Genomic DNA, 25344 nt, shown 5'->3' on the forward strand with positions numbered 1-25344 from the left:
GCAAAATCCCGCCGCTGCGCGGTTCCCTCCGGTCGGGTTACAACCCGCGAAAAAGACGCGCGGTTTTCCACCTCTCCCTACGGCGTGATTTTTGAAAGCGGCCAGAAGCTTTTAGGTCACAACTTCACCGGCTCGGATCATTTCAAAAAACCAAATACATTTTGTTTTTTAAAAAATGGTGAGATGGCGCGATCAAAAAATCCTGCCGAACGGAGCGGCCTGAAGACCTGGGGCTTCAGGACCGAGAGAGGGCACCGCGAAGTGGCAGGGTTTTGCGCCAAACGCGGGAGCCACAGAACACGGCCATCGTTCTGGCGACTATCTCAAAGCTTCGGGATTTCCCGATAAAACCCAACGCCTATCAGCCTCCCAAACAAGAACGGGATAAATTTCCGCCCGCGCAGCCACGCCTCCATCCGGGATGGGGGTTTGGTTCTTTTCTTCTGTCCGGCACGACTGATCATAATCTGCAACGATTGTGTCGCCCACGTTGGAAACGTCCGGCGGCGCTGGATGCGTTGCAGATGCCGCAACGTCAACGTCCCGGATATCAGTGGCTGCGTAATAATATTGGCTGTCGCCACCGCGTCCTGAATCGCCAGATTTACACCCACGCCGCCAATCGGTGACATCGCATGCGCCGCATCGCCGATGCACAGCAGGCCAGGCTTTGCCCATTCTTTCAGGCGGTCAATGCGGATCACCAGCAGGCGCACGTCGTCCCAGCTGGCGATATCTTCCTGCAAACGCCCGCGATCGAAGGGCGAGACTTCGGCCAGCAAATCGAGAAATGGCGGAATGCCCTGCGCCCTGAGGGCGTCGAGGCTGTCCTTCGCGATCGAGTAGCCGCACTGCCAGTAATCGCCACGGTCGATCATGATGAAATTTTTCTTCGGCCCGCGATGCCGCATCGACCATTCAGGGTCGTCCGGGCGCTTGTTGATTTTCAGCCACAGCACGTCGCGCGGTGCGCCGAAGCGGCGGATTTCCATACCAGCCTGTTCACGTACCACCGAATTACGCCCGTCGCAGCCGACCACCAGATCTGCATGAAAAGGCTGTTGTTCGCCATCGACTTCAGCCAGCACACCGGTGACCTTGCCGTGGTCTTCCTGCAAGGACAGGACCTGTGCGTTGTGGATCAGACGGAAATTGGGCAGCACGGCGGCTTTACCGGCAATGAAGTTCAGAAAATCCCACTGCGGCATAAACGCAATGAATTTGCACTGCGTCGGCAGATGGCTGAAATCCGCCAGCGTGGTTTCCTTGCCGTTGATTTCGCCGTAGAGCTTTTCGGCGCGCTGGTGCGGCAATTTAAGAAATTCATCGAGAAAGCCGAGCTGCCAGATAATGTCCAGCGTCGAAGGGTGAATGGTGTCGCCGCGAAAATCACGCAGGAAATCCCGATGTTTTTCCAGCACCGTCACGTCAATACCCTTACGCGCCAGCAAATAGCCCAGCATTAAACCGGCCGGGCCGCCGCCCACAATGCAACATGACGCTGCGGCTGACTCAGTATTCGATGACATAAAACCCTGCCTGACAAAATGAATTTACATGATAACAATTATCATTTGCGCCGATGCGCGTCAATCGACCTGACCTCTCATTTCCATTGGCGGATTGCGCCATACCGGAACAACGCCTGCACGTTTCCTGTCCACTTCACCTGCAAATTGCACCACGGCGATCTTTTCCTTTGCGTCCGTTTTGAATGAAAAATAAACATTAGGCTATTAAATCATGCGGTTAAATTCTGTGCGTAAAACTGGCAGACAAATTGCAAAGTGGTCCACAGGTTGAGTTGTTGGGCCAATTTAGGCAGATGGCGGAGACACAGATGCACGGTGAACTGAATTTATTGCACCCGATCGCGCCACAGCAGAGTGACACGCTGGTGCTTGATGCGCTGACCCGTTATGTGGCGCAGTCCGGCACCCGCGTGGGGGAGAAGTTACCGCCTGAGCGCGTGCTGGCCGAAGGGCTGGCGGTAAGCCGCAACACGGTGCGTGAGGCGCTGAAACGCTGGGAAGCGCTGGGGATTATCCTGCGTAAAAAGGGCAGCGGGACGTTCCTGCAATCGGAAGTCACTGCCAACGACAGCTTTCTGTCGCTGCGCTTCAAAAATGATTCCGCCACCATGCTGCACGCGCTGGAAGTGCGCCGGATCATCGAATGTGAAGCCTCGGCGCTGGCGGCGGTGCGCGCCACGGAGAGCGATTTGCTGTTCATCGAACACAAGCTGGATGTGATGGAAAAAGTCCACCTGAGCGTCGGTTCTGCCGGGGCAGAGGACTGGCAGTTTCACGCCGCAATCTACACCGCCGCGCACAATCCGCTGCTGTTACAAATGGTTGGCGGTATCTACGACCTGCTGCACGCCTTTTTCGAATCGCCGCCTGAACAGGCGTTATTCAGCGACTCATTCCCGCTGCACCGCACCCTATTTGAAGCCATCGCGCGTCGCGAACCTGAAACCGCGCGCAGGCTGAGCAACGACATTCTGAACATAACTGAACGCGACATGAAGGAAGTGATCAATGCAGCAAGATGATAAAAGCCAGCACGATGAGTTGTCGGAAAGTACCCGTTTAGTTCACGACGCGCGCCACGATCGCGGGGCGATTTCGCCGCCGATTTACCAGTCGTCACTTTTCAGCTTCACCGATTATGACAGCATGATCGCCCGTTTTCGTGGCGACAGCGACCACGCACTCTATTCCCGCGTCGATAACCCGACGGTAGTGGAATTGCAGAAAAAGGTGGCGCAGCTGGAAGGCGGCGAAGCCTGTCTGGCGTTTGGCAGCGGGATGGCGGCAATCAGTAACGCTATTCTCAGCGTAGCCGGTCCCGGCGACAAAGTGGTGTGCGTCAATCACGTTTACCCGGATACCTACCGCTTCCTGCGCGGGTTCTGCACCCGTTTTCAGATTGAATCTCAGTTCGTCGACGGCAGTTCGCTGGCCGTTCTGGAAGAAGCATTGCAGGGCGCGAAGCTGCTGTATCTCGAAAGCCCGAACAGCTGGGTGATGGGCGAACAGAACCTGCGGGCGATTGCGGAATTAGCAAAAAAATACGGCGTGGTGACGATGATCGACAACAGCTGGGCATCGCCGATTTTCCAGAAACCGCTGGCGGCGGGCATCGATCTGGTGATCCACTCCGCGTCCAAATACATCAGCGGACACAGCGACGTGGTGGCCGGACTGGTTATCTCCAGCGCTGAACGCATCAGTGCCATCAGCCGTCATATCAGCCCGTTTCTGGGGGGCAAACTTTCTGCTAATGAAGCCTGGTTGCTGCTGCGCGGCCTGCGCACGTTGCCGCTGCGCATGCGTCAGCATCATGAAAGCGCACTCCAGCTGGCGCACCGCCTGCAAGGTTATTCGCGCATCACGAAAGTCAATCATCCCGGTTTAGATCCGCTGCCAACGTCAACCCTGACCGGTTACAGCGGCCTGTTTTCATTCGAGCTCGGTGACGGCATCGACATTCCTGCTTTCTGCAACGCGCTGAAGTTATTCCGCATGGGCGTCAGCTGGGGCGGTTTCGAAAGCCTGGTGATGCCGGCGGTCTCCGTGCTGAATCAGGCGGGTGAATTCAATTCGGCAATTGATTTCGGCGTATCGCCACGGGTGATCCGCATTTCCATCGGCCTGGAAGATACCGAGGATTTGTGGCGCGACCTAAAAAACGCCATTGAAAGCGCCTGTTTCTGAAGATTTTTCTCAAAGACTGTTCCTGTGATCCGACCTTTAGCTCCGTGGAGAATCAAGATTATGCGACACCCGAAACGTCATCTGCTCAGCCTGCTGGCTTTCAGCGTCAGCCTGTGTTCCAGCGCCAGCTTTGCCGCGACCAAACTGACGCTGGTGGAAGTGATCACCAGCCCGGCGCGTACCGAAATGCTGCAAAAAATGCTCACCGCCTACAAAGCGCAACACCCGGGGGTTGAGATTGAAGTGGTGTCGCTGCCGTGGGGGCAGGCGTTTGAAAAACTGGGCACCATGATCCAGAGCGGACAATACCCGGACGTGGTGGAAATGCCGGACACCTGGCAGGGGCTGTACGCCAGTAACGGCATGCTGGCGGATCTTGAACCGCGCCTGAAAAGCTGGAACGGCACGCCAGACTTAACCGACAAAACGCTGACCATGGCGCGCTCTTCCGGCGGCACGGCGACGATGGTTCCTTATGGTTTCTACCTGCGGGCGATGTTCTGGAACAAGAAACTCTTCGGGCAGGCGGGACTAACCGAACCGCCGAAAACGATGGAGGAATTTATGGCCGATGCGAAGAAAATCAGCGCGCTCGGCAACGGCATCAGCGGCTACTGTATGCGCGGCGGCGTGGGTGGCACTAACGCCTGGATGATGTTTATGGCGGCGATGAACGGTTCGCCGGAGTTCTTCGATAAAGAGGGTAACAGCACTCTGACGCAGCCGGGCGCCATTAAAGGTGCGCAGTTCCTGGTGGATATGTATCAGAAAGGTTATGCACCGAAAGACAGCGTCAACTGGGGCTTCAATGAAATCGTCTCCAGCTTCTACTCCGGCAAGTGCGCAATGCTCGATCAGGATCCCGATGCCTTGATTGCCATCAAAAACAGCATGAATCCGGATGACTTCTCAGTCGCGCCGATGCCGCTCGGACCGAACGGCAAAGCTTATCCGACCATCGGTTACACCGGTTGGTCGATGTTCAAACAAAGCAAAAATCAGGATCAAAGCTGGGACCTGATCTCGTTTCTCAGTAACAAAGAAAACAACCTGACGTGGTCGAAATTCGTTGGCACGTTGCCGATTTATAAGGGCGCGGAGCAGGACGCCTATTACCACGCGCCGCAGTTTGCTGGCTGGTTTGCCGAGCTGAATAGCCCGGATTACATCCCGCTGACCATGCCGACGCACCTCAAAGGCTGGGGCTATTTCAACTCGGTCATCGTTAAAGACAGTTCGCAGGAAACGCTGCTCGGGCAGAACGACACCGAAAGCATGGTGAAAGACTGGGCGAAGTACCTGACGAAAGAACAGAAAGCGTGGCTGGCCGCGCAGAAGTAAGGTTCAACGGCTCCGGCAACTGCTGCCGGAGCGCAAATTCCCCTTTGTTGGAGACGCGTCATGATGTTGGAAGTTTCACCACCAGACACCGCTGCCGCGCCGCGCTTTCCCCGTTTGCGGGCGCTGCTGGAACCCTGGGTTTACCTCAGCCCGACGCTGGTGCTGATCGCGCTGTTTATTTTTGTCCCGATGGCGATCGGCATTTCCTATGCATTCCAGAACATTCAGCTGCTTAACCCGTCCGACACCGGCTGGGTAGGTTTGGATAATTTTCGCACCATGTTTGACGACCGGCATTTCTACGCTGCGCTGCGTCACACCTTCAACTGGACACTGACGTCCTTAGTCCTGCAATTCGCGCTCGGTCTCGGGCTGGCGTTGCTGCTTAACCGCGAATTTGCCGGACGCGGCTGGGTGCAGGCGCTGGTTTTTCTGCCGTGGGCAGTACCGGCGTTTCTCTCCGGCCTGACCTGGGCGTGGTTGCTCAACCCGGTGATCGGCGTGCTGCCGTACTGGCTGACCGATCTGCACATTATTTCCGAGCCGTACAACATTCTGTCCGATCCGCAACTGGCGCTGTACGGGCCGGTGGTAGCCAACGTCTGGTTCGGCATTCCGTTCTTTGCGATAACTTTGCTGGCGGCGTTGCAGTCGATACCGAAAGATTTATACGAAGCGGCGGCGATGGACGGAGCGTCCGGCTGGCAGCAGTTTTGCAAAGTGACGCTGCCGTTTCTGGCACCGATGATTGCCATCACGGTGATGCTGCGCACCATCTGGATCGCCAATTTCGCTGACCTGATTGTGGTGATGACCGACGGTGGTCCGGCGAATTCGACATCCATTCTCTCAAGTTTCATTTTCACTACCGCCTACCGCAAACTCGACTTTGGCTATGCCTCTGCGATGGCGGTTTTCCTGCTGGTGCTGATGACGCTTTACGCGCTGGTTCTTCTGCGAATCCGCCATCAGTTACTGAAATAAAGGAGCGCCATATGAATGCATTGTCATTAGGACTCTGGCTGCGCAAAGGCGGCCACCGGCTGGGGATCCTGTGTTATCTGATTTTCTCGCTGTTTCCGATTTACTGGCTGATCAAAATTTCCATCACCCCGGACAAACTGCTCTACAGCGAAGGCGTGAAGATGTGGCCGGGGGAGATGACGCTGGTGCATTTTCAGCGCGTGTTTACCGAAAGCCAGTTTCCGCTGTATTTCTTCAACAGCCTGATTGTTTCATTCGGCACGGCGTTTCTTACCACGGTGATTGCCGCCGGTGCGGGCTTTGCGTTTTCCCGCTTCAGCTTTAAAGGCAAAACGGTGATGGCCGCGCTGTTGCTGTTCACCCAGATGTTCCCGCTGGTGATGATCCTCGCGCCGATTTACAAAGTAATGGCACCGCTCGGGCTGACCAACAGCCTGCTGGGATTAATTCTGATCTACACCGCTTTTAACGTGCCTTTCGCGACCTTTCTGATGCAGTCATTTTTCGACAGCATTCCTAAAGATCTCGAAGAGTCAGCAATGCTGGAAGGGTGCAGCCGTTTTATGGCGCTGCGTAAAGTCATCATCCCGCTGACCTTGCCGGGCATGGCCGCCACGCTGGGATTTGTGTTTACCGCGGCATGGAGCGAACTGTTGTTCTCGCTGATGTTAATCAACAAAAATGACGTGATGACCTTCCCGGTGGGGTTGCTAAGTTTTGTGTCGAAGTTTGCGGTTTCCTGGGGCGACATGATGGCGGCGGCAGTGCTGGCGCTGATCCCTGCTTGTCTGTTCTTTGCGTTCATTCAGCGCTACCTGGTTCAGGGGCTGACTGCCGGTGCGGTAAAAGGATAATTTTATGGCTCAGATTACGATTTCCGATCTCCAAAAACGTTACGAAAATGTCGAAGTGCTGCGGCACATTAACCTGACGATCAAAGACGGTGAGTTCGTGGTGCTGGTCGGCCCGTCTGGCTGCGGCAAATCCACCTTACTGCGCACCATCGCCGGGCTGGAACTGGCGACGGCGGGGGACATCCACATCGGCACGCGGCTGATGAATCAGGTTGCGCCGAAAGACCGGGATATCTCGATGGTGTTCCAGAGCTACGCGCTCTATCCGCACATGACAGTGGCACGCAACATGGGGTTCAGCCTGGAAGTGCAAAAGCGCCCGAAAGCAGAAATCGACGCCGCCGTGAATAAAGCTGCCGACATTCTCGGCCTGACCGCGTTATTGCATCGCCGCCCGAAAGAGCTTTCCGGCGGGCAGCGCCAGCGCGTGGCGATGGGCAGGGCGATTGTGCGCGAACCGCAGGTATTCCTGTTCGACGAACCGCTCTCCAATCTCGACGCCCAGCTGCGCGGCCAGATGCGCATTGAAATTAAAAGTCTGCATCAAAGAATGCGCAACACCATTGTTTACGTGACCCACGATCAGGTCGAAGCCATGACGCTTGCCGATCGTATCGTGGTACTCAATCACGGCCTGATCCAACAGGTCGGCACGCCGCTGGAGCTTTACGACACGCCCGCTAATAAATTCGTCGCCAGTTTTATCGGTTCACCTTCGATGAACTTTATCGACGGCACGATAGAGATGGGCGATTCCGCCCCGCAGCTGCGCATCAATCCCACCCTGACGCTACCGGTGGACCCGGCCATTACCGGTCTGCAAAGCGATGCAAAAGTCATTTACGGCGTTCGTCCCGAGGCGATTGTGCTCTGCTCCGGGGACGCGCCGGGCGCACTGCCTCTGGATGTGACCCTCATTGAACCGACCGGTCTGAGCGAGCTTATTCACGGGACGCTGGGCGGCGAAAAGCTGAGTGTTTACAGCATGGTGAGATCGGGAGCCGCGCCGGGGGACAGAGTGTGGATAACAATTGATACCGCAAGGGTGCAGGTGTTTGACGGAGGGAGTCAGAGGCGGCTGGCGAAACAAGGGGAAAATTTGGTGCCATGACCGGGCACCGGGCGGTTCAAACCATTCGGGAATGGTGAAATTTTTAAAACAATGATCGAGGATATTTCGGTTTCTGACGCTCAGCGATCCCATAGCGCACTGCGTCGAAACCGCCCAAAGAGGACCAGGACGGGCCCTCTTTGGAATCTCCGCGTCTTTTTAAAACACGCGCTACCGCTGGAACGATGGACGTGTTCTTTGACTCCCGCGTGTGGCGCAAAACCCTGCCGCTGCGCGGTTCCTTCTCTCGGTCTTCGAGCCTACGGTCTCGAAGCCGCTCCGTTCAGCAGGATTTTTTGATCGCGCCATCTCGCCATTTTTAGAAACAAATCCAAGACATCTGAACTGCGCGTTTGGTTTTTAAAATGATCCTGAGCCGGTGAGGCTGTGACCTAAAAAGCTCTGGCCGCTTTCAAAAATCACGCCGAAGGGAGAGGTGGAAAACCGCGCGCCTTTTTGCGCGGGTTGTAACCCGACCGGAGGGTACCGCGCCGCGGCGGGATTTTGCGGCAATAGCGGTGGTGGCTGAAACATAGCCCGTCTGCATGGCACGTGTTTTAAAGAGCCGCGGATTCTTAAGGGGGCGGCGATAAGCCCCCTTAAGGCCAGTGTGGGTGGCAACCCACGGTTTTGACATTGACGTTGATTTTAAACAGCAGGCCAGTGGGCAGCCCGGCCAATAAAAATTACGCCGGTTTAGCCTCCGCCAGCCTCATCAACCTGCCCCCCACGCCTACACCTGCCACCAGCATCACACTAATAAACACCGTGATCCCATTCCACCCGTACGCATGCCAGAAGAATCCGCCCAGCGTACCCGCCACACTCGAACCCGCGTAATAACAGAACAGATACAGTGAGGAGGCTTGTCCTTTCGCACGGCGTGCGCGCCTGCCGATCCAGCCGCTGGCGACGGAATGGGCGGCGAAGAAGCCGCCGGTGACCAGGATCATCCCAATGAAAATCAACCAGACCGGCGAAAAGGCAGTGAGCAGAATACCGGCCAGCATGATGGCGATTGCACCGATTAGCACCGGGCCCCGGCCATAAACGCCGGTCAGCACGCCCGCTTTCGGCGAACTGTAGGTGCCCATCAGGTACACCACTGACAAAATCCCGACGATGGCCTGACTCATATTGTACGGCGTCCCGAGCAGGCGATAGCCGATGTAATTAAACATCGTCACGAAGCTGCCCATCAGCAGAAAACCTTCGACGAACAGCAAAGGCAGCCCGCTGTCGCGCCAGTGCAGTTTAAAGTTGATGAGCAGTTTGCGTGGTTTCAGCGAGCTGGCGCGAAAGTGTTTGGAGGCCGGGAGGATGCGCCAGAACATAATGGCCGCCGCCAGCGCGAAGAGGCCGACTACCGCAATCGCGATGCGCCATGAGAAGAAATCGGTCAGCACGCCGCTGACCAGTCGCCCGCTCATGCCGCCGATAGAGTTGCCGCTGATGTATAACCCCATCGAGAAAGCCACCACGCTCGGGTGAATTTCTTCGCTCAGATAGGTCATCGCCACCGCTGCTACGCCGCTGAGCGAAAGGCCAATCAGGGCACGCATGACGAGAATGCCATCCCAGCTTTGCATAAAGGAACATACCAGCGTACAACCTGCCGCGAGCAGCAACGCTACCACCATCACCGATTTACGCCCGACGGCATCCGAAACCGGCCCGGTAAACAGCAGGCCGATGGCCATCAGCCCGGTGGATAACGACAGCGAAAGGCTGCTGGTCGCCGGTGACACGCCGAAATCATGAGATAACACTGGCAGGATCGGCTGCACGCAATAAAGCAACGCAAACGTCGCCAGCCCGGCAGAGAACAGGGCGAGTGTCACCCGGATAAACTGCGGCGTACCACGTTTGATAAAGGGCGATTTTGGAGTAGTGCGGGCGACGGAGGTGTCAGGATTAAGTTCGTCGTCATTGACCAGACTGTTATCAAAGGGAGATCCGGATGGTGCAGCGGGCTTCCGCTGAGTGGTTTTCACTGTCAATCCTTAGCGAGGGTGATAATAAAAAATATTTGAAAATGTATGAAAATTTTAACCCTGAGATTTATATTGTCTAATATATTAATTTCGCTGAAACGATATGTTTAAAGTATCAATTGGAGCCAACGCCGCGCGATGAGCCATATAGAACTGCGTCACCTGCGTTATTTTATCGCCGTCGCTGACGAGCTGCATTTCGGGCGGGCAGCTGAGCGGCTGCACATCTCCCAGCCGCCGTTGAGCCAGCAGATTCAGGCGCTGGAGGCCCACGTCGGTGCGGCGCTGTTTTACCGCAGTAACCGGACGGTGCGGCTGACGCAGGCGGGCGTGACGTTTGTGCATGAAGCGCGGCAGATTTTGCAGCGGGTGGAAGAAGCGTCAGAGCAGGCAGCGCGGATCCATCGCGGTGAGTCCGGCAATCTGACGCTCGGGCTGACCTCTTCGGCACCGTTTTTACACCGGGTTTCCCGCACTCTGCATCGTTTCCGCTTAACTTATCCCGACGTGAATATTCGCATTGAACAGCTCAACAGCAAGCAGCAGATCGACCCGCTGCTGGAAGGCAAACTGGATCTGGGGATTATGCGCAACGGCGATCTGCCGCCGCAGCTGGCGCATCAGCTGATATGGTCGGAGCCGCTGATTGCCGTGGTGCATAAAGACAATCCGCTCAATGATTTGCCCGCCGGTGAACTGACATTCCAGCATCTGGCCGATCAGCCTTTTGTATTTTTTTCCAAAGATGTCGGCACCTCACTGTACGACGATATTCTCGACCAGCTGAGAGCGCAGGGGATCACGCCCTATATCACGCAGGAAGTGGGTGAGCCGCTGACCATTATCGGGCTGGTCGCCGCCGGACTGGGCGTGTCGATTTTACCGGCGTCCTATCTGCGCATTCAGGTCGACGGCGTGAAATATTTACGCTTCGGGGATATGCAAGGCACCACAGAACTCTGGCTGGTGAATCACGCCGAACGGCCGATGACGGCGGCGACCAAGGCCTTTACAGATCTGATGATGAAAGAGGACGGTGTTTGACATAAGACAAAAGCTGCTGAATTTCCAGTCAATTCCGAACGTGTTTTCGCGCAATGTGTGCACTAAATCACATAACGAATCAAATAGTTGACGGCATATGGCAAAAACCCCACCATAGCCTCTAATCTTTATTTTGAAGCGCGAAAATAACAGGAGTTCCCTGAGTGATCCCCGATGGGCAGCCCGGCCATATTGATCAAATCAAACAAACTAACGTCGGTGCTGTGTATCGCCTGATAGATCAGTTTGGTCCTATTTCGCGCATTGAGCTTTCCAAAAAAGCCCAGCTGGCACCTGCCAGTATTACCAAAATTGTCCGTGAACTGATTCAGGCGCACCTGGTACTTGAAACGGAATTTCAGGATCCCGGCAGCCGCGGGCGTCCGGCAATCGGTTTAGCCCTCGACACGCAAGCCTGGCACTACCTTTCTGCCCGCATCAGCCTCGGCTCTATCACGCTGGGGTTACGCGATCTGAGCAGCAAACTGGTGGTGGAAGAAGTGTTGCCGCTGCCGGAACAGGCTCCGCAGTCGCTGATGCAGCGCATCATCGTTGAAATCGATCAGTTCTTTATCCGCCATCAGCGCAAACTCGAACGCCTGACCGCCATCGCCATTACCCTGCCGGGCATGATCGACGCGCGGCGCGGCATCGTTCACCGCATGCCGTTTTATCACGATGTGTTCGATATGCCGCTCGGCGATACTCTTTGCGCACATACGGGGTTGCCGGTGTACGTGCAGCATGACATCAGCGCGTGGACGCTGGCGGAAGCCTTGTACGGCGCATCGCGCGGCTGTAAAAACGTGGTGCAAATTGTTATCGATCACAACGTTGGCGCAGGTGTTATTACCAGCGGACGCGTTCTGCACGCGGGCAGCAGCAGCGTGGTTGAAATCGGTCATACGCAGGTCGATCCTTATGGCAAACGCTGTTATTGCGGCAATCATGGCTGTCTGGAGACCGTCGCCAGTACCGACAGCATTCTCGAACTGGTGCGTCAGCGTCTGACCGCTTCAGCCCCCGCAAGTTTATTGCACGGGGTAACGCTGACCATCGAAGCGGTGTGTGATGCGGCAAACCGTGGCGATCAGCTGGCACGCGACGTCATCGTCGGCGTGGGGCAGAGCGTCGGGCGGATGTTGGCGATCATGGTCAATCTGTTCAATCCTGAAAAAGTGCTGATCGGCTCACCGCTTAATTTATCGCAGGATATTCTTCATCCGGCAATAATGTCTTGTATTCAACAGCAATCCCTTCCCGCATATAGTGAAAATATCAAACTCGAATCCACGCAATTTTATAATCAGGGAACGATGCCTGGCGCGGCATTAGTTAAAGACGCGCTGTACAGCGGATCATTGCTGATAAAACTCTTACAAGGCTAAGTTTTTTATAACGTTAAAGACTGATTTAAAATAAATCCGAATAAGCTTTCTCGCGCTGGTAAACAAAACATTGCGCTAACGCAAACCGCTCGCATCTCGCATCGCCTAGACTTTCCGTCGTTACTTTGTCTCTGGCGGTGTTTTTCCGGAGACTATCTTTCAATAAGACGGAGAGATCCCGGAGCCTGAATTCCATGTTAACGCACTTTTTCGTCACGGGTACGGACGCCCGTGTAGGTAAAACCATTGTCACACGTGCCTTGCTACAGGCTTTAGCCGCGCAGGATCGCTGCGTTCTTGGCTACAAACCTATCGCTACTGGCAGCCAGGAGTTGGCCGACGGGGTTCGAAATAAAGATGCGGTAACTCTTCAGCAGTCATCTTCTATTGCTTATCCTTTTAAGAAAATAACGCCACTGGCATTAACGGATGAAGATATTTATGCCAGTGAAATACCGAAAAACGTGTTTGAAATAATGACAGACGGCCTCAATTTTATGCGTGAAGAGGCAGATTCGGTAGTGGTTGAAGGATGCGACGGCTGGAGAACCTTGATTACTCCACATCTTTTATATTCCGACTGGGTACGCCAGCAAAATATGCCGGTCGTGCTGGTTGTCGGTATTCAGGAAGGCTGTGTCAGTCACGCGTTATTAACCGCGCAGGCCATTATTGCTGACGGATTACCGTTGTTAGGCTGGGTGGCAAACCGAATTAATCCATGCCTAGCTCATTATCAGGAGACTATCGAAGCGCTTACCGCGAATATTTCCGCGCCGCTGCTCGGTGAAATTCCGTATCTGCCAAGGGCAGAAAGCCGCGATATGGCGAAGTTTATCGATCTCTCCAGTTTTAATCTGAAAACGCTGACCAGCGCCTGATTGGCCGCATCGCTACGTTCCACAACGGTTAAACGGTTCCGGCTTCCTCGCCCGGAGCCGTTTTTTTTGTCTATAATTCAGGATTAGCTTTAATGCATCAATCTGAAGAAAAAAGAGAACATGGCCGTTACGCACTCATCTGAACACTCACCCGTCGTTAAAAATGCTCACCGTCCGCTGATCCTCATCGCCTGCATGTTGTCGATGTTTATGGCCGCCGTGGAAGTGACGATTGTCGCGACCGCGATGCCGACCATCATTGGCGATCTCGGCGGTTTCTCGCTGCTTGGCTGGGTATTTGCGGTCTATTTGCTGACGCAGGCGATCACCGTGCCCGTGTATGGCAGGCTGGCGGATTTGTACGGTTGCCGGAAGATGTTTTTCATCGGCACCACTCTGTTTTTGATTGGCTCGGTGCTGTGTGGTTTTGCCCCTTCGCTCGGCTGGATGATCGGTTTTCGCGCCTTGCAGGGGCTGGGTGCCGGGGCAATCACGCCGATTGCCACCACGCTAATCGCCAACGTTTACGGCCCGCAGGAACGTGCCAAAGCGCAAGGTTATCTGTCAAGCGTGTGGGGCGTTTCGGCGATCGTCGGCCCGCTGATGGGCGCGTTTATCGTTTCACATTTTCACTGGGCGGTGGTGTTCTGGGTCAACGTGCCCATCGGACTGGTGGCGATGGGCATTCTGATCAAATACCTGCCGCCGGACGGCCAGCGTAAACAACATCAGCTGGATCTGGCGGGAACCGGGTATCTGACGCTTTCAGTTGCCGCATTGCTGCTGGCGCTGTTACAGGCCGAAGTGCTCGGCTACTGGGCGCTGGGGCTGATTGCGCTGGCGGTGTGCAGCGCGCTGTTGCTTATCCGGCAGGAGCGCAAAACGCCGGAGCCGCTGTTCCCGCTGGAGCTGTGGCAAAGCAAGGTGATTATCGCCGGGAACATCGGCGGCCTGATTATCGGTGCGACCATGATGGGGATCAGCGCATTTTTGCCGACTTACGTGCAGGGCGTGCTCGGCGGAACGCCGCTGGAGGCAGGCACTACGCTGGCGCTGATGTCCATCGGCTGGCCGCTGGCGAGTATGCTCAGCAGCCGTCTGATGCAGGCGACGTCTTACCGCGCTACGGCGGTAATTGGCGGGATTTTGCTGGTCGGCGGCAGTCTGGCGTTACTGCTGCTTTCACCGACCTCGGGCCTGTGGATTGCGCGCCTGGCGGCGTTTTCGATTGGTGCAGGGATGGGGCTGTGTAACACCACGTTTATCGTCTCCGTACAAAACAGCGTCGGCCCTGCTATCCGTGGAATAGCCACGGCTTCCACGCTGTTTACGCGAATGCTGGGTTCCGCCATCGGCACTGCGCTGCTTGGCGCGACGCTCAATCTCAATCTGCAATACCGTTTGCCGGAGATTGCCGATCCGGTGCAAAAGTTGATGGAGAAAGCCACCCGCAGCGCGATGGGCTCTGACCAGCTCAGCGCGCTGACCGACAGCGTGGCGGCCTCGCTGCACTGGGTATTTGTGGTGTCGGCGGTGATTTCCGTACTGGCGGTCGCTGCCGGTTTATTGATCCCGGCGGGTGACCGCCCGCATGCAGCACCTCAGCGCGAAAGTTAATTTATGCCTGGCGTTGCGAAAGCCTGAATGCGGCTAACATCAGCGTCAGGCTCAGTAACACTGCGACCGACGCCATCGCCATCCCGTCGCCCACCGAGCCCTGCTCAAACTGACGCCAGACAAAGACCGACACCGTCTGCACGCCCGCCGGAGAAAGCAGCAGGGAGGTAACCAGTTCGCGCGACGCGACGGCAAACACCATCATCATTGAGGCCAGCAAACTCGGTAATACCAGCGGCAGCAGGATCAGCCGCAACGTCTGCGCCGCCGTTGCGCCGTGAACGCGGGCGGCAGCATCCAGATTACCGCCAATCTGTTTCAGCGCTGCGCTGACGTAGCGTACCGGATAGGGCAGCAGCAGGCAGCAATAGGCCAGCAGCAAAATCCCCCAGGTGTTATACGGCGTGACTGGCCAGAAACTGCGGTTCCACGCCAGAATCAGCCCGACACCGACCACAATCCCCGGCAATGCGGCGGGCAGCAGAGAAAGCCCGTCGATCACGGCCGCACCACGAATTTTCCTCGCCACCACCAGCCACGACGCCAGAAAGCCGGTTGCCCCAGCAATAAGCGCTGTACCGAGCGCCAGACTGAGGCTGGTAGAAAGCGCACCCAGCGCGTCGCCGTGGGTGGCAAACAGCGCCGCGAAGTGCCGCAGGGTGAGATTGGCAAAAGACAGCCCGCCGGACAGCGTGCCGGAAAACGCCGTTACCAGCATCGATGCCAGAGGCAGCGCGACGGCGGTCAGCGCCACCAGCGAAAACAGCGCCAGCACCGGCACCGTCCAGCCGGACAGCGGCTTTGGCGTTACGTCCGCCGGTTTGCCGGTCATACTTTCGACATTTTTCCCCGCCAGCACCGCGCGCTGAACGCTGTAAGCGCACAACGCCATCGCCACCAGCACCAGCGAAAGCACCGCCGCGCCCGGCAAATCGATTGGCCAGTCCGCCAGCCGCTGCTCGATGCCGGTGGTCAGCATCAGAATACCGCTGCGTGAGCCCAGCGCGCCGGGCACGCCGTATTCCTCAATCGACAGCGTGAACGCCAGCAGTAAACTCGACGCCATCGCCGGTAACGCCATGGGCAGCGTAATGCGGATAAAAGCCTGAAACGCACCGGCGCCGTGGATGCGCGCGACATCCGCCAGCCGGCTGCCGCTGGCGGCCATGCTGCGCGAAACCGCGAAATAGACCACCGGAAAAATATTCAGCGTCATCACCACAATCATGCCCGGCAGTGAAAACAGAAAATCATTGAGATGCAGCCACGGCAGCAACTGCTGCACATAGCCGTTGGTCTGCAACGCCAGCATCCAGGAGAGTGCGGCGATATACGGCGGCAGCAAAAATGGCACCAGAAACAGCACGTCCCACAGCGCCGCGCCCGGCAGCCGGAACAATCCGCGCAGTGCGCCGAGCGGAATACCGATCAGCGCGCTGCACAAGGCCACGCCCAGCCCGACTTTTAACGTTGTGGCGATCAGCGCCAGCATCTGTGGTTCGGCGAAGACGCGGGAAAAGGCGCTGAACGGCGCAGAATAGCGGCCGGAATCCAGATGCGGGAAAATCGCCTGCAGCACCACAAAGCTGACCGGCACGGCGACCAGCAACAGCAGCGCAAGACCGGTCACGCCCGGTAAAAAAGCGTTTCTATTCATGATTCAGTTCTCAGAAACGGGCTACGCAGCGGGTGTGCGCAGCCCGTCGGGGGGTTACGGCTGGGCGAAGAGTTTGGCGAAACGATCGAGAACGTCTTTGCGCGAGGCGGACGCTTTCGGGTCTTCCGGCAGCAGTTTCAGGGATTTAAACAGCGGACGTTTAGCATCAATATCGGTACGGGCGGGCATCAGCCATGCGTCGGCCACCAGCTTCTGACCTTCCGGCGACAGTGCGTAATCGATAAAGGCTTTAGCCTCTTTTTGCTGCTGGCTGGATTTGAGGATCATCATCGGGCGCGGGGCGATCACGGTGCCGCTCTGCGGGAAAATTACTTTGACGGATTCACCGTCCTGCATACTCGCGTAAGAGACGTAATCCACCGCGCCAAATACCGCCGCTTTCGCGCCTTGTAACACCGGCGTCAGCGCCTGCGCGTTCGGCCCGGCAATGATCATGCCGTTGGCTTTCAGGTCGTCAAACAATTTCCATGCCTGTTGCGCGTGGGCATTCTGCAACCCGATCAGCAGATCCAGCGACGCGCCGGACAGGGAGGGATCCGGTGTGGTGACTTTGTCCTTGAACTCCGGTTTAGTCAGGTCGCCCCAGTCTTTCGGCTCGGACGTTCCGCTTTTGGTGTTCCACACAATCCCCAGCGCGGAAATGCCCTGCGCCACGTAATACGGCGTCTTGAACTGCGCCGGAACCTGCGCCGCGTTCGGGCTCTGATATTCCAGTAACCAGCCGCGCTGTTCGAGATCGGTAGCGGTATCCCATGACGCTGAGATCAGCACGTCTGCGCGCGGATTGGCCTGTTCGGCTTCGAGGCGCGCCATCACTTTGCCGGTGGTGGCCTGAAACACATCGACTTTTACGCCGGCCTGTTTTTCATAGCCCGCCGCCAGTTTTTTGGCCAGCGAACCCGGCCCGGCGGTATAAAGCGTCAGTGCCTGGGCGCTGCCCGCTGCCATTGCGAGAGAAAGAGTCATTGCAGTCATTACGCCTGTTTTGGTTCGGGATAAAAGTGTGCGAGTCATTGAGTCAATTCCATCAGAGGTTAAGCAACAAAAGGGGAAACAACGGAAGCATCATTCAGGTCAATACTGGCGATCGCGCCCTGGTCCATGCGTGCAATACGGTGCGCCAGTGCGCGGGCTTCGTGCCGGTCGTGGGTGACGTACACCGCCGTGGTGCCGAGCTGGCGCAAAAGCGTCGCCATCTCTTCACACAGGCTTTCGCGCAGATCGCGGTCAAGATTGGAGAGCGGTTCGTCGAACAGCAGAATGCGCGGCTCAGCGACAATCGCCCGCGCCAGTGCCACGCGCTGTTGCTGACCACCGGAAAGCTCGGAAGGGCGTCGTGAAGCGAAATCGGCCAGCCCGACGCGATCGAGCGCAGCCATCACTTTTTCCTGCTGAAGTGCGCCACGAACTCCGCGCATTTGCAGCGGAAACGCGACGTTCTGCCGCACGCTCATGTGCGGCCACAGCGCGTAATCCTGAAAGGCCATGCCGAGATTGCGCCGCTCCGGTGGCAGACTGAAGGTGTCGCTGGCGACGATTTCGCCGTCGAAGCTTAACTGCCCGGAGGCCGGGTGCAGTAAACCAGCGAGCATTTTCAGCAGCGTGCTTTTGCCGCAGCCCGAGGGGCCGAGCAGGGCGAGGATCGTGCCTTTGGGCACGGTCAGATTGACGTGATTGAGTACCGGTGTGCTCCCGAAGAAATGGGACACCTGATGGACTGCGATAGCGGGAGGCGAAGCAATGCGCGGTGGCGCATCCCCGCCGTTTAAAGCTGGAATGTTCATGACGGTACTATCCTCTTTGGGACTTATTAGTGCTGCTGAGCCTAAAGAGAATGTGTGACGGTGACATGACAGGTTTGTGAAGGTAGAAAGTGAATGTAGAAATTTGGCGGTGCAGGCAGGGAACCTGCACCGGATCATTCGTACACTGTTTTATTTCTTATATTGCTGTTCACCCCACGCCAGCATCCCGGCCAGCAGCGGTTTCAGAACGCCCTGTAATTCAGTGGCTTTAGCGTCGTCATAGGCGAACGGTTCGATCTCTTCCATGTAATTCACCTGCGCCAGCTCCAGCTGAACCGCGTGCTGATGCACATCCGGCTGACCGTATTCGCGGGTAATGTAGCCACCTTTGAAACGGCCGTTCAGCACGTGGCTGAAGCGCGATTGTTGCATGCAAACGCCTTCCACCACGCCGCTTAAACCGGGCGAACAGCTTGCGCCGCCGTTGGTGCCGAGATTCAGATCCGGCAGTTTGCCATCGAACAGACGCGGGATTTGTGAGGCAATAGAATGCGCATCAAACAGCAGCGCGTAGCCAAACTCCTGTTTCATCCTCGCCAGTTCTGACGCAATAGTGTGGTGATACGGCTGCCAGATTTGCGCCAGATACTGCTGGCGCTGCGCCACGGTCGGCTCCATCCCGGCTCTGAAGGTCGGGCGGCCATCAAATAACGTATCCGGGAACAGGCCAGTGGTGGCGGTGGCATAAAGCGGGGTGTCGTCGGCCGGACGATTGAGATCAATCACAAAGCGGGAATATTGCCCGACCAGAATGCTGGCCCCGAGCGCACGGGCAAAATCATACAACTGCGGAATATGCCAGTCGGTGTCAGAAAGCGGCAGCGCGGCATCGGTCAGCCCGCTGGCGACTTCCGGCGTCAGGTGCGTTCCGGCGTGCGGAATGCTGATCAGCAACGGGGCGGTTCCCCGGATGAAATGTAACGGTTCGGCGATAACAGAATTAGCTGAAAGGCTCATAAACGAACTTCTCCACGCAGGTGACCACGAAAAATAACGGTGCAGGGCAGCTGTCCGCCCAGCCAGTAAACCAGTTCAGCCGGGCGCGACAGCGGCCAGTGAATAAAATCGGCGACCTTGCCCGCTTCCAGCGAGCCGTGAGAATCCTGCAAACCCAGTGCCCGTGCGCCGTGGCAGGTCACACCGGCCAGCGCTTCTTCCGGCGTCAGTCGAAACAGCGTACAGCCCATATTCAGCATTAAGCGCAGAGAAAGCGCCGGAGAGGTTCCCGGATTGGCATCACTGGCCAGCGCCATCGGCACGCCGTGAGTGCGAAAATGTTCCACCGGCGGGCGCTGCGTTTCGCGCAGCAGATAGAAGGCGCCGGGCAGTAATACCGCGACGGTACCCCCGGTGGCCATTGCTTTGGCATCGTCTTCGGTGGCGTATTCCAGATGATCGGCAGACAGGGCATGATGGCGTGCGGCCAGCGCACTGCCGTGCAGGGAAGAGAGTTGTTCGGCGTGAAGTTTTACCGGCAGGCCGAGGAATTTTGCGGCATTGAAGACGCGTTCCACCTGCTCTGGCGAAAACGCCAGGTGTTCACAAAAGGCATCCACGGCGTCGGCGAGATTTTCCTGTGCAACCACCGGCAGCAGGGTGTCACAAATTAGCTGAATATATTCATCCGGCCGGTCTTTGAATTCAGGTGGCAGCGCATGGGCGGCGAGGCAGGTGGATTTCACCTCGACCGGCAGCATATGGCCAAGCCTGCGGATCACCCGCAGTATTTTGATTTCGCTTTCCACGCTCAGGCCGTAGCCCGATTTAATCTCCACGCAGGTGACGCCTTCGGCCAGCAGCGGTTGCAGGCGGACTAACGCCTGCGCCAGAAGTTCATCCTCGCTGGCGGCGCGTGTGGCGTTGACCGTTGATAAAATGCCGCCGCCCGCTGCGGCAATCTCTGCGTAACTCACGCCATTCAGCCGCTGTTCAAATTCAGCGCTGCGATTCCCGCCAAATACCAGATGCGTGTGGCAATCGACCAGCCCCGGCGTGATGATCCCGCCGTCGAATTGATGTTCGATGGCGTTCGGGTAATTCGGGCAGTCAGCGTCAGCGCCGACCCACAGGATCTTGCCGCCGCTGACGGCAATCGCGCCGTTTTCGATCAGGTTGTATTTCCCGTCCCGCATGGTGACCAGCGTGGCGCCGCGCCAGACGCTGTCACATTGCGAGGAGGGTTCAGAAGAGAAATGCGTGGACAGCGTTAAGGGCATGACGGGCTCCGGACAAGGTTGATCTTGTATAGACAACTAAAGTCAACCTAGCGCATAACCCGAAAACCGGCAAGCGAAAAGCGTCTCAACCGTGACTGGTGAAGCGTCCGAACAGCTGATAACGGGAACCAGCGTAGATCAGCCGCGCCGACGTGACCACGCGGCTGCCGCTCCAGGTACGGCGGTGGATCAGCAGGCAAGGCTCATGCTCGCTAAGCTGCAACAGTTCTCGCTGCTCGTCGCTGGCGCTGACGGCTTCCACACGATGCTCACCGGCAGTCAGCGGCGCGATGGTCATCAGATAGGTATAAGGCGACTGCTTATTCAGCACTTCTTCCAGATAATCGGGAGCCATTTCCGGATTCACAAAACGCTCTTCGATCTGTACCGGCACATGATTTTCGTAATGCACGATTTGCGAATAAAACAGGATTTGCCCGAGGGCGACGTCCATCTGCTGCACCTGTGCGGCATCCGCCAGCCGGGCTTCGCACAGCAGAATTTTGCTGTCGTGCTGATGGCCGCGCGCGGCGATTTCATCGGCGATGTTATGCACTTCCAGCATCGGGGTATAGGCCTTGGCTTCGGCCACGAAGGTGCCGACGCCCTGCATGCGGATCAGAAAACCTTCGCTGGTCAGCTCACGCAGTGCGCGGTTGATGGTCATGCGGCTGACGCCCAGCTCGTTGGTCAGCTCACTCTCGGAAGGTACGCGCTGATGCGGTTTCCATACGCCCGCGCGGATCTGGCTGACGATCGCCTGTTTCACACGCTGATAAATAGGGGCGGGGGCGTCGCTCATTGCGGCCGCCAGTTCGGACAATGTCTGCTGGGACACTCCCTGTTGCGCTGCACCAGAATGAAAAAGTGGTGTCGGCTCCGACATGTCTCGTACCTCGCTCGTTGATCTTGCTGAATTGTTTTCCGTTCACAGCCCCGTAGTGTCCACCACGGGCAGGCAAACGAAAAGAGGACGGGGGAAACAAAAATCAAAAAAATTCCTGTTGCAAGTTTACAGCGCAATCAGGCATATGTATATGTATAGACAAGTTGATTAAAACAGTAGCGTTTGTTTATCAAAAATTGCATTTATGTTTCCCCATGTTGATTCAGGAACGATGTCATGGCTGCTTATTTTGCTTCACGCGCCTTACTTGCCGACGGCTGGGCGCACGATGTTCGTCTGGAGGTTGACGCCGCCGGAATGCTGACGGCGGTGACGCCGGGTAGCCATCCGCAGGGCTGCACCACGCTTTCAGGACCGGTGGTGCCGGGCATGCCGAATCTGCATTCGCACGCTTTTCAGCGGGTGATGGCCGGGCTGGCGGAAGTCGCCGGAGATCCGCAGGACAGCTTCTGGACGTGGCGCGACCTGATGTATCGCATGGTGCAACGCCTGACGCCTGAGCAGACCGGCGTCATCGCCCGCCAGCTGTATATCGAAATGCTCAAAGGCGGCTATACGCAGGTTGCCGAATTCCACTATCTGCATAACGACCTCAGCGGGAAGCCTTATGCCGATCGCGGCGAAATGACCGCACAGCTGAGCGCGGCGGCGGAGCAGGCGGGCATCGGCCTGACACTGTTGCCGGTGCTGTACAGCTACGCCGGATTTGGCGCGCAACCGGCGCAGGACGCGCAAAGACGCTTTATTCAGGACGTGGACAGCTACCTGCAACAGCAGGATACGATCCGTCAGCAGACTGGCGGCAAACCGTTGCAAAACGCCGGTCTGTGCTTCCACTCGCTGCGCGCCGTGACTCTGACACAAATGCGTGAGGTGCTGGCGGCGGGCGACAAAAATTCCCCGGTACACATCCACATCGCCGAACAGCAAAAAGAGGTGAACGATTGCCTCGGCTGGAGCGGACAGCGGCCAGTCACCTGGCTGTATGACCATCTGGATATTGATAGCCGCTGGTGCCTGATCCACGCCACGCACACCGACCGTTTTGAATTAGCCAGCATGGCGAAAAGCGGCGCGGTGGCGGGATTATGTCCGACGACGGAAGCTAACTTAGGCGACGGCATTTTCCCCGGCGTGGAATACCTGGGTCACAACGGCCGCTGGGGCATTGGCTCCGACAGCCACGTTTCGCTCAACGTAGTGGAAGAGCTGCGCTGGTTCGAATACGGCCAGCGTCTGCGCGATCAGCGCCGCAACCGCCTGACGCTGCCGCATCAGAACCAGCATTCCGTCGGCGACGTGCTCTATTCCCACGCCTTACAGGGCGGTGCGCAGGCATGCGGTGCGGCGATCGGCGAGCTGGCCGTGGGCTATCGCGCCGACTGGCTGGTACTCGACGGCAGCGATCCCTATCTGGCGGCGGCCAAAAACAGCGAAATTCTTAACCGCTGGTTGTTTGCCGGTAACAGCGGGCAAATCCGCGATGTCTATGTCGGCGGTATCGCGCGTATTGTCGAAGGTCAGCATACACAGCAACAGACCGCTGCGGCGGATTTCCTCAAGGTGCTGAACCAACTGGCGGAGCGTGACGCATGACCGGCTGGCAGCCATTCAGCTTTGCGAGCCTGCCGGTCAGCCCGTGGCGTAACGGCGGCGGCGAAACCCGCGAAATCATCAGCTTTCCGGCAGGAAGCGCGGATTTTGACTGGCGTGCCAGCATCGCGACCATCGCGCAGGACGGCCCGTTTTCCTTATTCCCCGGCATTGACCGTTCGATCACGTTACTCAGCGGTGCAGGCGTCCATTTGCTGGCCGCACCGGACATCAGCCATTCCCTCAGCCGTGTGGCTGAACCTTTTGCTTTTCGCGGCGAACAGGCGGTCAGCGCCCGGCTGCTCGGCGGCGTGACCACCGATTTCAACATCATGACCCGCCGTCGTTCTTGCCTTGCACGGGTGATTGCCGCCCGCGATACGCTGGCGGTTTTACCTGAAAACGGCGGCGTGATTTACGTCCTTAACGGTGACTGGCATCTGCCGGACGGCGCGCAAATCGGGCAGGGCGATGGATTTTACTGGACGGCAACGGCGCAGATAAACCCGGTTATCGTCAGCACAGAACACCCTGACGGCCTGCTGCTTTGGGCCTCAATCATTACGGATTAATCGTTGCGAAGAACAGCCCGACAGACTGTGTTCTGGTGCGGGTTTTCGTTTAGCTTAACTTGTCTATACAGGAATAGATTATGGCTTCTTCATCCCCAGAAATAACCCTTTGCCCTCTGCAACCGGGTCAGGTTGATTTACCGACGCTGCGCCAGATTTATCAGGGTAACGTCCGCCTCGAGCTGGCGGAGGGCGCGCGGGCAGACGTTCAGGCTTCTCAGGAAACGGTCACGCGCATCGTCGAATCTGGCAAGGTGGTTTACGGCATCAATACCGGCTTCGGCAAGCTGGCGCAAACGCGCATTCCGGCGGAAAGGCTGGCGGAATTGCAGCGTAATCTGGTGCTGTCGCACAGCGTCGGCATTGGCAAGGATCTGGCGGATAACGTGGTGCGTCTGGTGATGGCCACCAAAGTGCTGAGCCTCTCGCGCGGGCATTCCGGTATCCGCATTGAAGTGATCGACGCGCTGATTGCCTTGTTCAACGCCGGTGTTTATCCATGTATTCCTGAGAAAGGATCCGTGGGCGCGTCCGGCGATTTAGCACCGCTGGCGCATCTTTCCCTGATGCTGATCGGTGAAGGTCAGGTGACGGTTAAGGGTGAGAAAGTGTCGGCGGTAGAAGGGCTGAAAACCGTCGGGCTTGCGCCGTTTGAGCTGGGGCCGAAAGAAGGGCTGGCGCTGCTCAACGGCACGCAGGTCTCAACTTCGCTGGCGTTGTCCGGATTGTTTGAAGCGGAACGCGTTTTTGCGGCCGGTCTGGTGGCGGGTGCGCTGTCCCTGGAAGCTATTAAAGGGTCAGTAAAACCGCTGGATGCGCGCATACATCAGGCACGCGGTCAGGTCGGGCAAATCGCCGTGGCGGCGGCGGTAACAGAATTGCTGGCAGGCAGTGACATTGTCACGTCACATTCCAACTGCGGCCGCGTGCAGGATCCGTATTCCATCCGCTGCGTGCCGCAAGTCATGGGCGCGTGTCTGGATAATCTTCATCACGCTGCCCGTATTTTACGCATCGAAGCCAATGCGGCATCCGATAATCCGCTGGTGTTCGCCGAAAACGGGGATGTGATTTCCGGTGGCAATTTCCACGCTGAACCGGTGGCCTTTGCCGCCGATATCCTCGCCCTGGCGATTGCCGAAATCGGCGCGATCTCCGAGCGGCGCATGGCATTGCTGCTCGATACCGGACTTTCCGGCCTGCCGCCGTTCCTGGTCAACGACGGTGGGGTCAACTCCGGTTTTATGATTGCGCAGGTGACCGCCGCCGCGCTGGCCTCTGAGAACAAATCCCTTGCGCATCCGGGCAGCGTGGACAGCCTGCCGACCTCCGCTAATCAGGAAGATCACGTCTCGATGGCGACCTACGCCGCGCGTCGTCTGGGCGACATGTGCTTTAACACCAGCGTCGTGGTGGGCATTGAGGCGATGGCTGCCGCGCAGGGTATTGATTTCCACCGTCCGCTGCAAAGTTCGCGGGTGCTGGAAAACGAGCTGAAAGCCATTCGTGCCGATGTGCCGTTCCTTGAACATGACCGCCTGATGGCACCGGACGTTGAAATGATGCGCCTGTGGGCCACCCGTGAGCGCTGGCCAGCGGCGGTTGAAGCGCTGTTGCCGAGTTTTGCCTGATTCTCCTGA

Annotated in this window: 21 protein-coding genes; 13 read left to right on the forward strand and 8 right to left on the reverse strand. The window is 57.2% G+C overall.

Features of this window, described 5'->3' with window-relative positions; translation table 11 throughout:
• Positions 1 to 323: 323 nt before the first annotated feature.
• Complete coding sequence (locus AC0Z7K_RS20880) at positions 324 to 1529, reverse strand: FAD-dependent oxidoreductase (protein WP_485615788.1); 1206 nt, start codon at positions 1527 to 1529, stop codon at positions 324 to 326.
• A 311-nt stretch (positions 1530 to 1840) separates the two neighbouring features.
• On the opposite strand from AC0Z7K_RS20880, the gene AC0Z7K_RS20885 reads away from it, so the two are divergent.
• The 6 genes from AC0Z7K_RS20885 to AC0Z7K_RS20910 are packed head-to-tail and all read left to right on the forward strand — an operon-like array spanning position 1841 to position 8009.
• Positions 1841 to 2554, forward strand: a complete 714-nt coding sequence (locus AC0Z7K_RS20885; RefSeq protein WP_112167632.1) for a FadR/GntR family transcriptional regulator — start codon at positions 1841 to 1843, stop codon at positions 2552 to 2554.
• Positions 2541 to 3719: an aminotransferase class I/II-fold pyridoxal phosphate-dependent enzyme gene (locus AC0Z7K_RS20890; RefSeq protein WP_413528757.1), complete on the forward strand. Its 1179-nt coding sequence runs from the start codon at positions 2541 to 2543 to the stop codon at positions 3717 to 3719. Before AC0Z7K_RS20885 ends, AC0Z7K_RS20890 begins: the two co-directional genes overlap by 14 nt.
• Before the next feature lie 60 nt (positions 3720 to 3779).
• Complete coding sequence (locus AC0Z7K_RS20895; protein WP_413528758.1) at positions 3780 to 5060, forward strand: ABC transporter substrate-binding protein; 1281 nt, start codon at positions 3780 to 3782, stop codon at positions 5058 to 5060.
• 60 nt (positions 5061 to 5120) lie between these two features.
• The gene (locus AC0Z7K_RS20900; RefSeq protein WP_112167635.1) at positions 5121 to 6044 is read left to right on the forward strand and encodes a carbohydrate ABC transporter permease; all 924 of its coding nucleotides are present in this window, start codon (positions 5121 to 5123) and stop codon (positions 6042 to 6044) included.
• 11 nt (positions 6045 to 6055) lie between these two features.
• A complete protein-coding gene (locus AC0Z7K_RS20905) occupies positions 6056 to 6898 on the forward strand; it encodes a carbohydrate ABC transporter permease (protein ID WP_413528760.1) in 843 nt (280 codons plus the stop codon).
• A 4-nt stretch (positions 6899 to 6902) separates the two neighbouring features.
• Complete coding sequence (locus AC0Z7K_RS20910; protein WP_485615791.1) at positions 6903 to 8009, forward strand: ABC transporter ATP-binding protein; 1107 nt, start codon at positions 6903 to 6905, stop codon at positions 8007 to 8009.
• Positions 8010 to 8695: 686 nt separating this feature from the next.
• On the opposite strand, the gene AC0Z7K_RS20915 is transcribed toward AC0Z7K_RS20910, so the two are convergent.
• Positions 8696 to 9946, reverse strand: coding sequence for an MFS transporter (locus AC0Z7K_RS20915; protein WP_485615832.1), 1251 nt, complete (start codon positions 9944 to 9946; stop codon positions 8696 to 8698).
• 195 nt (positions 9947 to 10141) lie between these two features.
• Between AC0Z7K_RS20915 and AC0Z7K_RS20920 the strand changes: the two genes are divergently transcribed.
• The 4 genes from AC0Z7K_RS20920 (at position 10142) to AC0Z7K_RS20935 (ending at position 14933) form a co-directional block, all read left to right on the forward strand.
• On the forward strand, positions 10142 to 11047 hold the full coding sequence (locus AC0Z7K_RS20920; protein WP_485615792.1) for a LysR family transcriptional regulator: 906 nt from the start codon (positions 10142 to 10144) through the stop codon (positions 11045 to 11047).
• 164 nt (positions 11048 to 11211) lie between these two features.
• Entirely contained in the window at positions 11212 to 12435 is a 1224-nt protein-coding gene (gene mlc / locus AC0Z7K_RS20925) for a sugar metabolism global transcriptional regulator Mlc (protein WP_485615793.1), read from the forward strand.
• Positions 12436 to 12629: 194 nt separating this feature from the next.
• Complete coding sequence (gene bioD / locus AC0Z7K_RS20930; RefSeq protein ID WP_413528764.1) at positions 12630 to 13316, forward strand: dethiobiotin synthase; 687 nt, start codon at positions 12630 to 12632, stop codon at positions 13314 to 13316.
• 120 nt (positions 13317 to 13436) lie between these two features.
• Entirely contained in the window at positions 13437 to 14933 is a 1497-nt protein-coding gene (locus AC0Z7K_RS20935) for an MDR family MFS transporter (RefSeq protein WP_413528765.1), read from the forward strand.
• A 1-nt stretch (position 14934) separates the two neighbouring features.
• Here the strand turns inward: AC0Z7K_RS20935 and AC0Z7K_RS20940 are convergent, their stop codons facing one another.
• The 6 genes from AC0Z7K_RS20940 to hutC all read right to left on the reverse strand — a co-directional run bounded on the left by AC0Z7K_RS20940 (position 14935) and on the right by hutC (position 21518).
• The gene (locus AC0Z7K_RS20940; RefSeq protein ID WP_413528766.1) at positions 14935 to 16590 is read right to left on the reverse strand and encodes an ABC transporter permease; all 1656 of its coding nucleotides are present in this window, start codon (positions 16588 to 16590) and stop codon (positions 14935 to 14937) included.
• Between the two features lie 54 nt (positions 16591 to 16644).
• Positions 16645 to 17625, reverse strand: coding sequence for an ABC transporter substrate-binding protein (locus AC0Z7K_RS20945; RefSeq protein WP_485615794.1), 981 nt, complete (start codon positions 17623 to 17625; stop codon positions 16645 to 16647).
• A 20-nt stretch (positions 17626 to 17645) separates the two neighbouring features.
• Positions 17646 to 18395, reverse strand: a complete 750-nt coding sequence (locus AC0Z7K_RS20950; RefSeq protein ID WP_485615795.1) for an ABC transporter ATP-binding protein — start codon at positions 18393 to 18395, stop codon at positions 17646 to 17648.
• Positions 18396 to 18545: 150 nt separating this feature from the next.
• A complete protein-coding gene (gene hutG / locus AC0Z7K_RS20955; protein WP_485615796.1) occupies positions 18546 to 19373 on the reverse strand; it encodes an N-formylglutamate deformylase in 828 nt (275 codons plus the stop codon).
• On the reverse strand, positions 19370 to 20632 hold the full coding sequence (gene hutI, locus AC0Z7K_RS20960) for an imidazolonepropionase (protein WP_485615797.1): 1263 nt from the start codon (positions 20630 to 20632) through the stop codon (positions 19370 to 19372). The genes hutG and hutI overlap by 4 nt, the downstream gene beginning before the upstream one ends.
• 85 nt (positions 20633 to 20717) lie before the next feature.
• The gene (gene hutC, locus AC0Z7K_RS20965) at positions 20718 to 21518 is read right to left on the reverse strand and encodes a histidine utilization repressor (RefSeq protein ID WP_485615798.1); all 801 of its coding nucleotides are present in this window, start codon (positions 21516 to 21518) and stop codon (positions 20718 to 20720) included.
• Positions 21519 to 21755: 237 nt separating this feature from the next.
• On the opposite strand from hutC, the gene AC0Z7K_RS20970 reads away from it, so the two are divergent.
• The 3 genes from AC0Z7K_RS20970 to hutH all read left to right on the forward strand — a co-directional run bounded on the left by AC0Z7K_RS20970 (position 21756) and on the right by hutH (position 25335).
• On the forward strand, positions 21756 to 23135 hold the full coding sequence (locus AC0Z7K_RS20970) for a formimidoylglutamate deiminase (RefSeq protein ID WP_485615799.1): 1380 nt from the start codon (positions 21756 to 21758) through the stop codon (positions 23133 to 23135).
• Positions 23132 to 23704 carry a HutD/Ves family protein gene (locus AC0Z7K_RS20975; protein ID WP_485615800.1) on the forward strand — a complete coding sequence of 191 codons (573 nt, stop codon included), beginning with the start codon at positions 23132 to 23134 and terminating at the stop codon, positions 23702 to 23704. The genes AC0Z7K_RS20970 and AC0Z7K_RS20975 overlap by 4 nt, the downstream gene beginning before the upstream one ends.
• 80 nt (positions 23705 to 23784) lie before the next feature.
• Positions 23785 to 25335: a histidine ammonia-lyase gene (hutH, locus tag AC0Z7K_RS20980; RefSeq protein ID WP_485615802.1), complete on the forward strand. Its 1551-nt coding sequence runs from the start codon at positions 23785 to 23787 to the stop codon at positions 25333 to 25335.
• The last annotated feature ends 9 nt before the right edge of the window (positions 25336 to 25344 follow it).

It is taken from the genome of Rahnella sp. 1L-D-7-B-C2, assembly GCF_057290995.1.

Excerpts from the sequence above, each read along its gene's own strand:
- AC0Z7K_RS20950 (WP_485615795.1), bottom strand. The coding sequence starts at position 18,395 with ATGAACATTCCAGCTTTAAACGGCGGGGATGCGCCACCGCGCATTGCT.
- hutC (WP_485615798.1), bottom strand. The coding sequence starts at position 21,518 with ATGTCGGAGCCGACACCACTTTTTCATTCTGGTGCAGCGCAACAGGGA.
- AC0Z7K_RS20970 (WP_485615799.1), top strand. The coding sequence starts at position 21,756 with ATGGCTGCTTATTTTGCTTCACGCGCCTTACTTGCCGACGGCTGGGCG.
- AC0Z7K_RS20935 (WP_413528765.1), top strand. The coding sequence starts at position 13,437 with ATGGCCGTTACGCACTCATCTGAACACTCACCCGTCGTTAAAAATGCT.
- AC0Z7K_RS20945 (WP_485615794.1), bottom strand. The coding sequence starts at position 17,625 with ATGACTCGCACACTTTTATCCCGAACCAAAACAGGCGTAATGACTGCA.
- AC0Z7K_RS20920 (WP_485615792.1), top strand. The coding sequence starts at position 10,142 with ATGAGCCATATAGAACTGCGTCACCTGCGTTATTTTATCGCCGTCGCT.
- bioD (WP_413528764.1), top strand. The coding sequence starts at position 12,630 with ATGTTAACGCACTTTTTCGTCACGGGTACGGACGCCCGTGTAGGTAAA.
- AC0Z7K_RS20890 (WP_413528757.1), top strand. The coding sequence starts at position 2,541 with ATGCAGCAAGATGATAAAAGCCAGCACGATGAGTTGTCGGAAAGTACC.
- AC0Z7K_RS20940 (WP_413528766.1), bottom strand. The coding sequence starts at position 16,590 with ATGAATAGAAACGCTTTTTTACCGGGCGTGACCGGTCTTGCGCTGCTG.
- AC0Z7K_RS20900 (WP_112167635.1), top strand. The coding sequence starts at position 5,121 with ATGATGTTGGAAGTTTCACCACCAGACACCGCTGCCGCGCCGCGCTTT.
- AC0Z7K_RS20975 (WP_485615800.1), top strand. The coding sequence starts at position 23,132 with ATGACCGGCTGGCAGCCATTCAGCTTTGCGAGCCTGCCGGTCAGCCCG.
- AC0Z7K_RS20885 (WP_112167632.1), top strand. The coding sequence starts at position 1,841 with ATGCACGGTGAACTGAATTTATTGCACCCGATCGCGCCACAGCAGAGT.
- AC0Z7K_RS20910 (WP_485615791.1), top strand. The coding sequence starts at position 6,903 with ATGGCTCAGATTACGATTTCCGATCTCCAAAAACGTTACGAAAATGTC.
- AC0Z7K_RS20905 (WP_413528760.1), top strand. The coding sequence starts at position 6,056 with ATGAATGCATTGTCATTAGGACTCTGGCTGCGCAAAGGCGGCCACCGG.
- hutH (WP_485615802.1), top strand. The coding sequence starts at position 23,785 with ATGGCTTCTTCATCCCCAGAAATAACCCTTTGCCCTCTGCAACCGGGT.
- AC0Z7K_RS20895 (WP_413528758.1), top strand. The coding sequence starts at position 3,780 with ATGCGACACCCGAAACGTCATCTGCTCAGCCTGCTGGCTTTCAGCGTC.
- hutI (WP_485615797.1), bottom strand. The coding sequence starts at position 20,632 with ATGCCCTTAACGCTGTCCACGCATTTCTCTTCTGAACCCTCCTCGCAA.
- AC0Z7K_RS20880 (WP_485615788.1), bottom strand. The coding sequence starts at position 1,529 with ATGTCATCGAATACTGAGTCAGCCGCAGCGTCATGTTGCATTGTGGGC.
- hutG (WP_485615796.1), bottom strand. The coding sequence starts at position 19,373 with ATGAGCCTTTCAGCTAATTCTGTTATCGCCGAACCGTTACATTTCATC.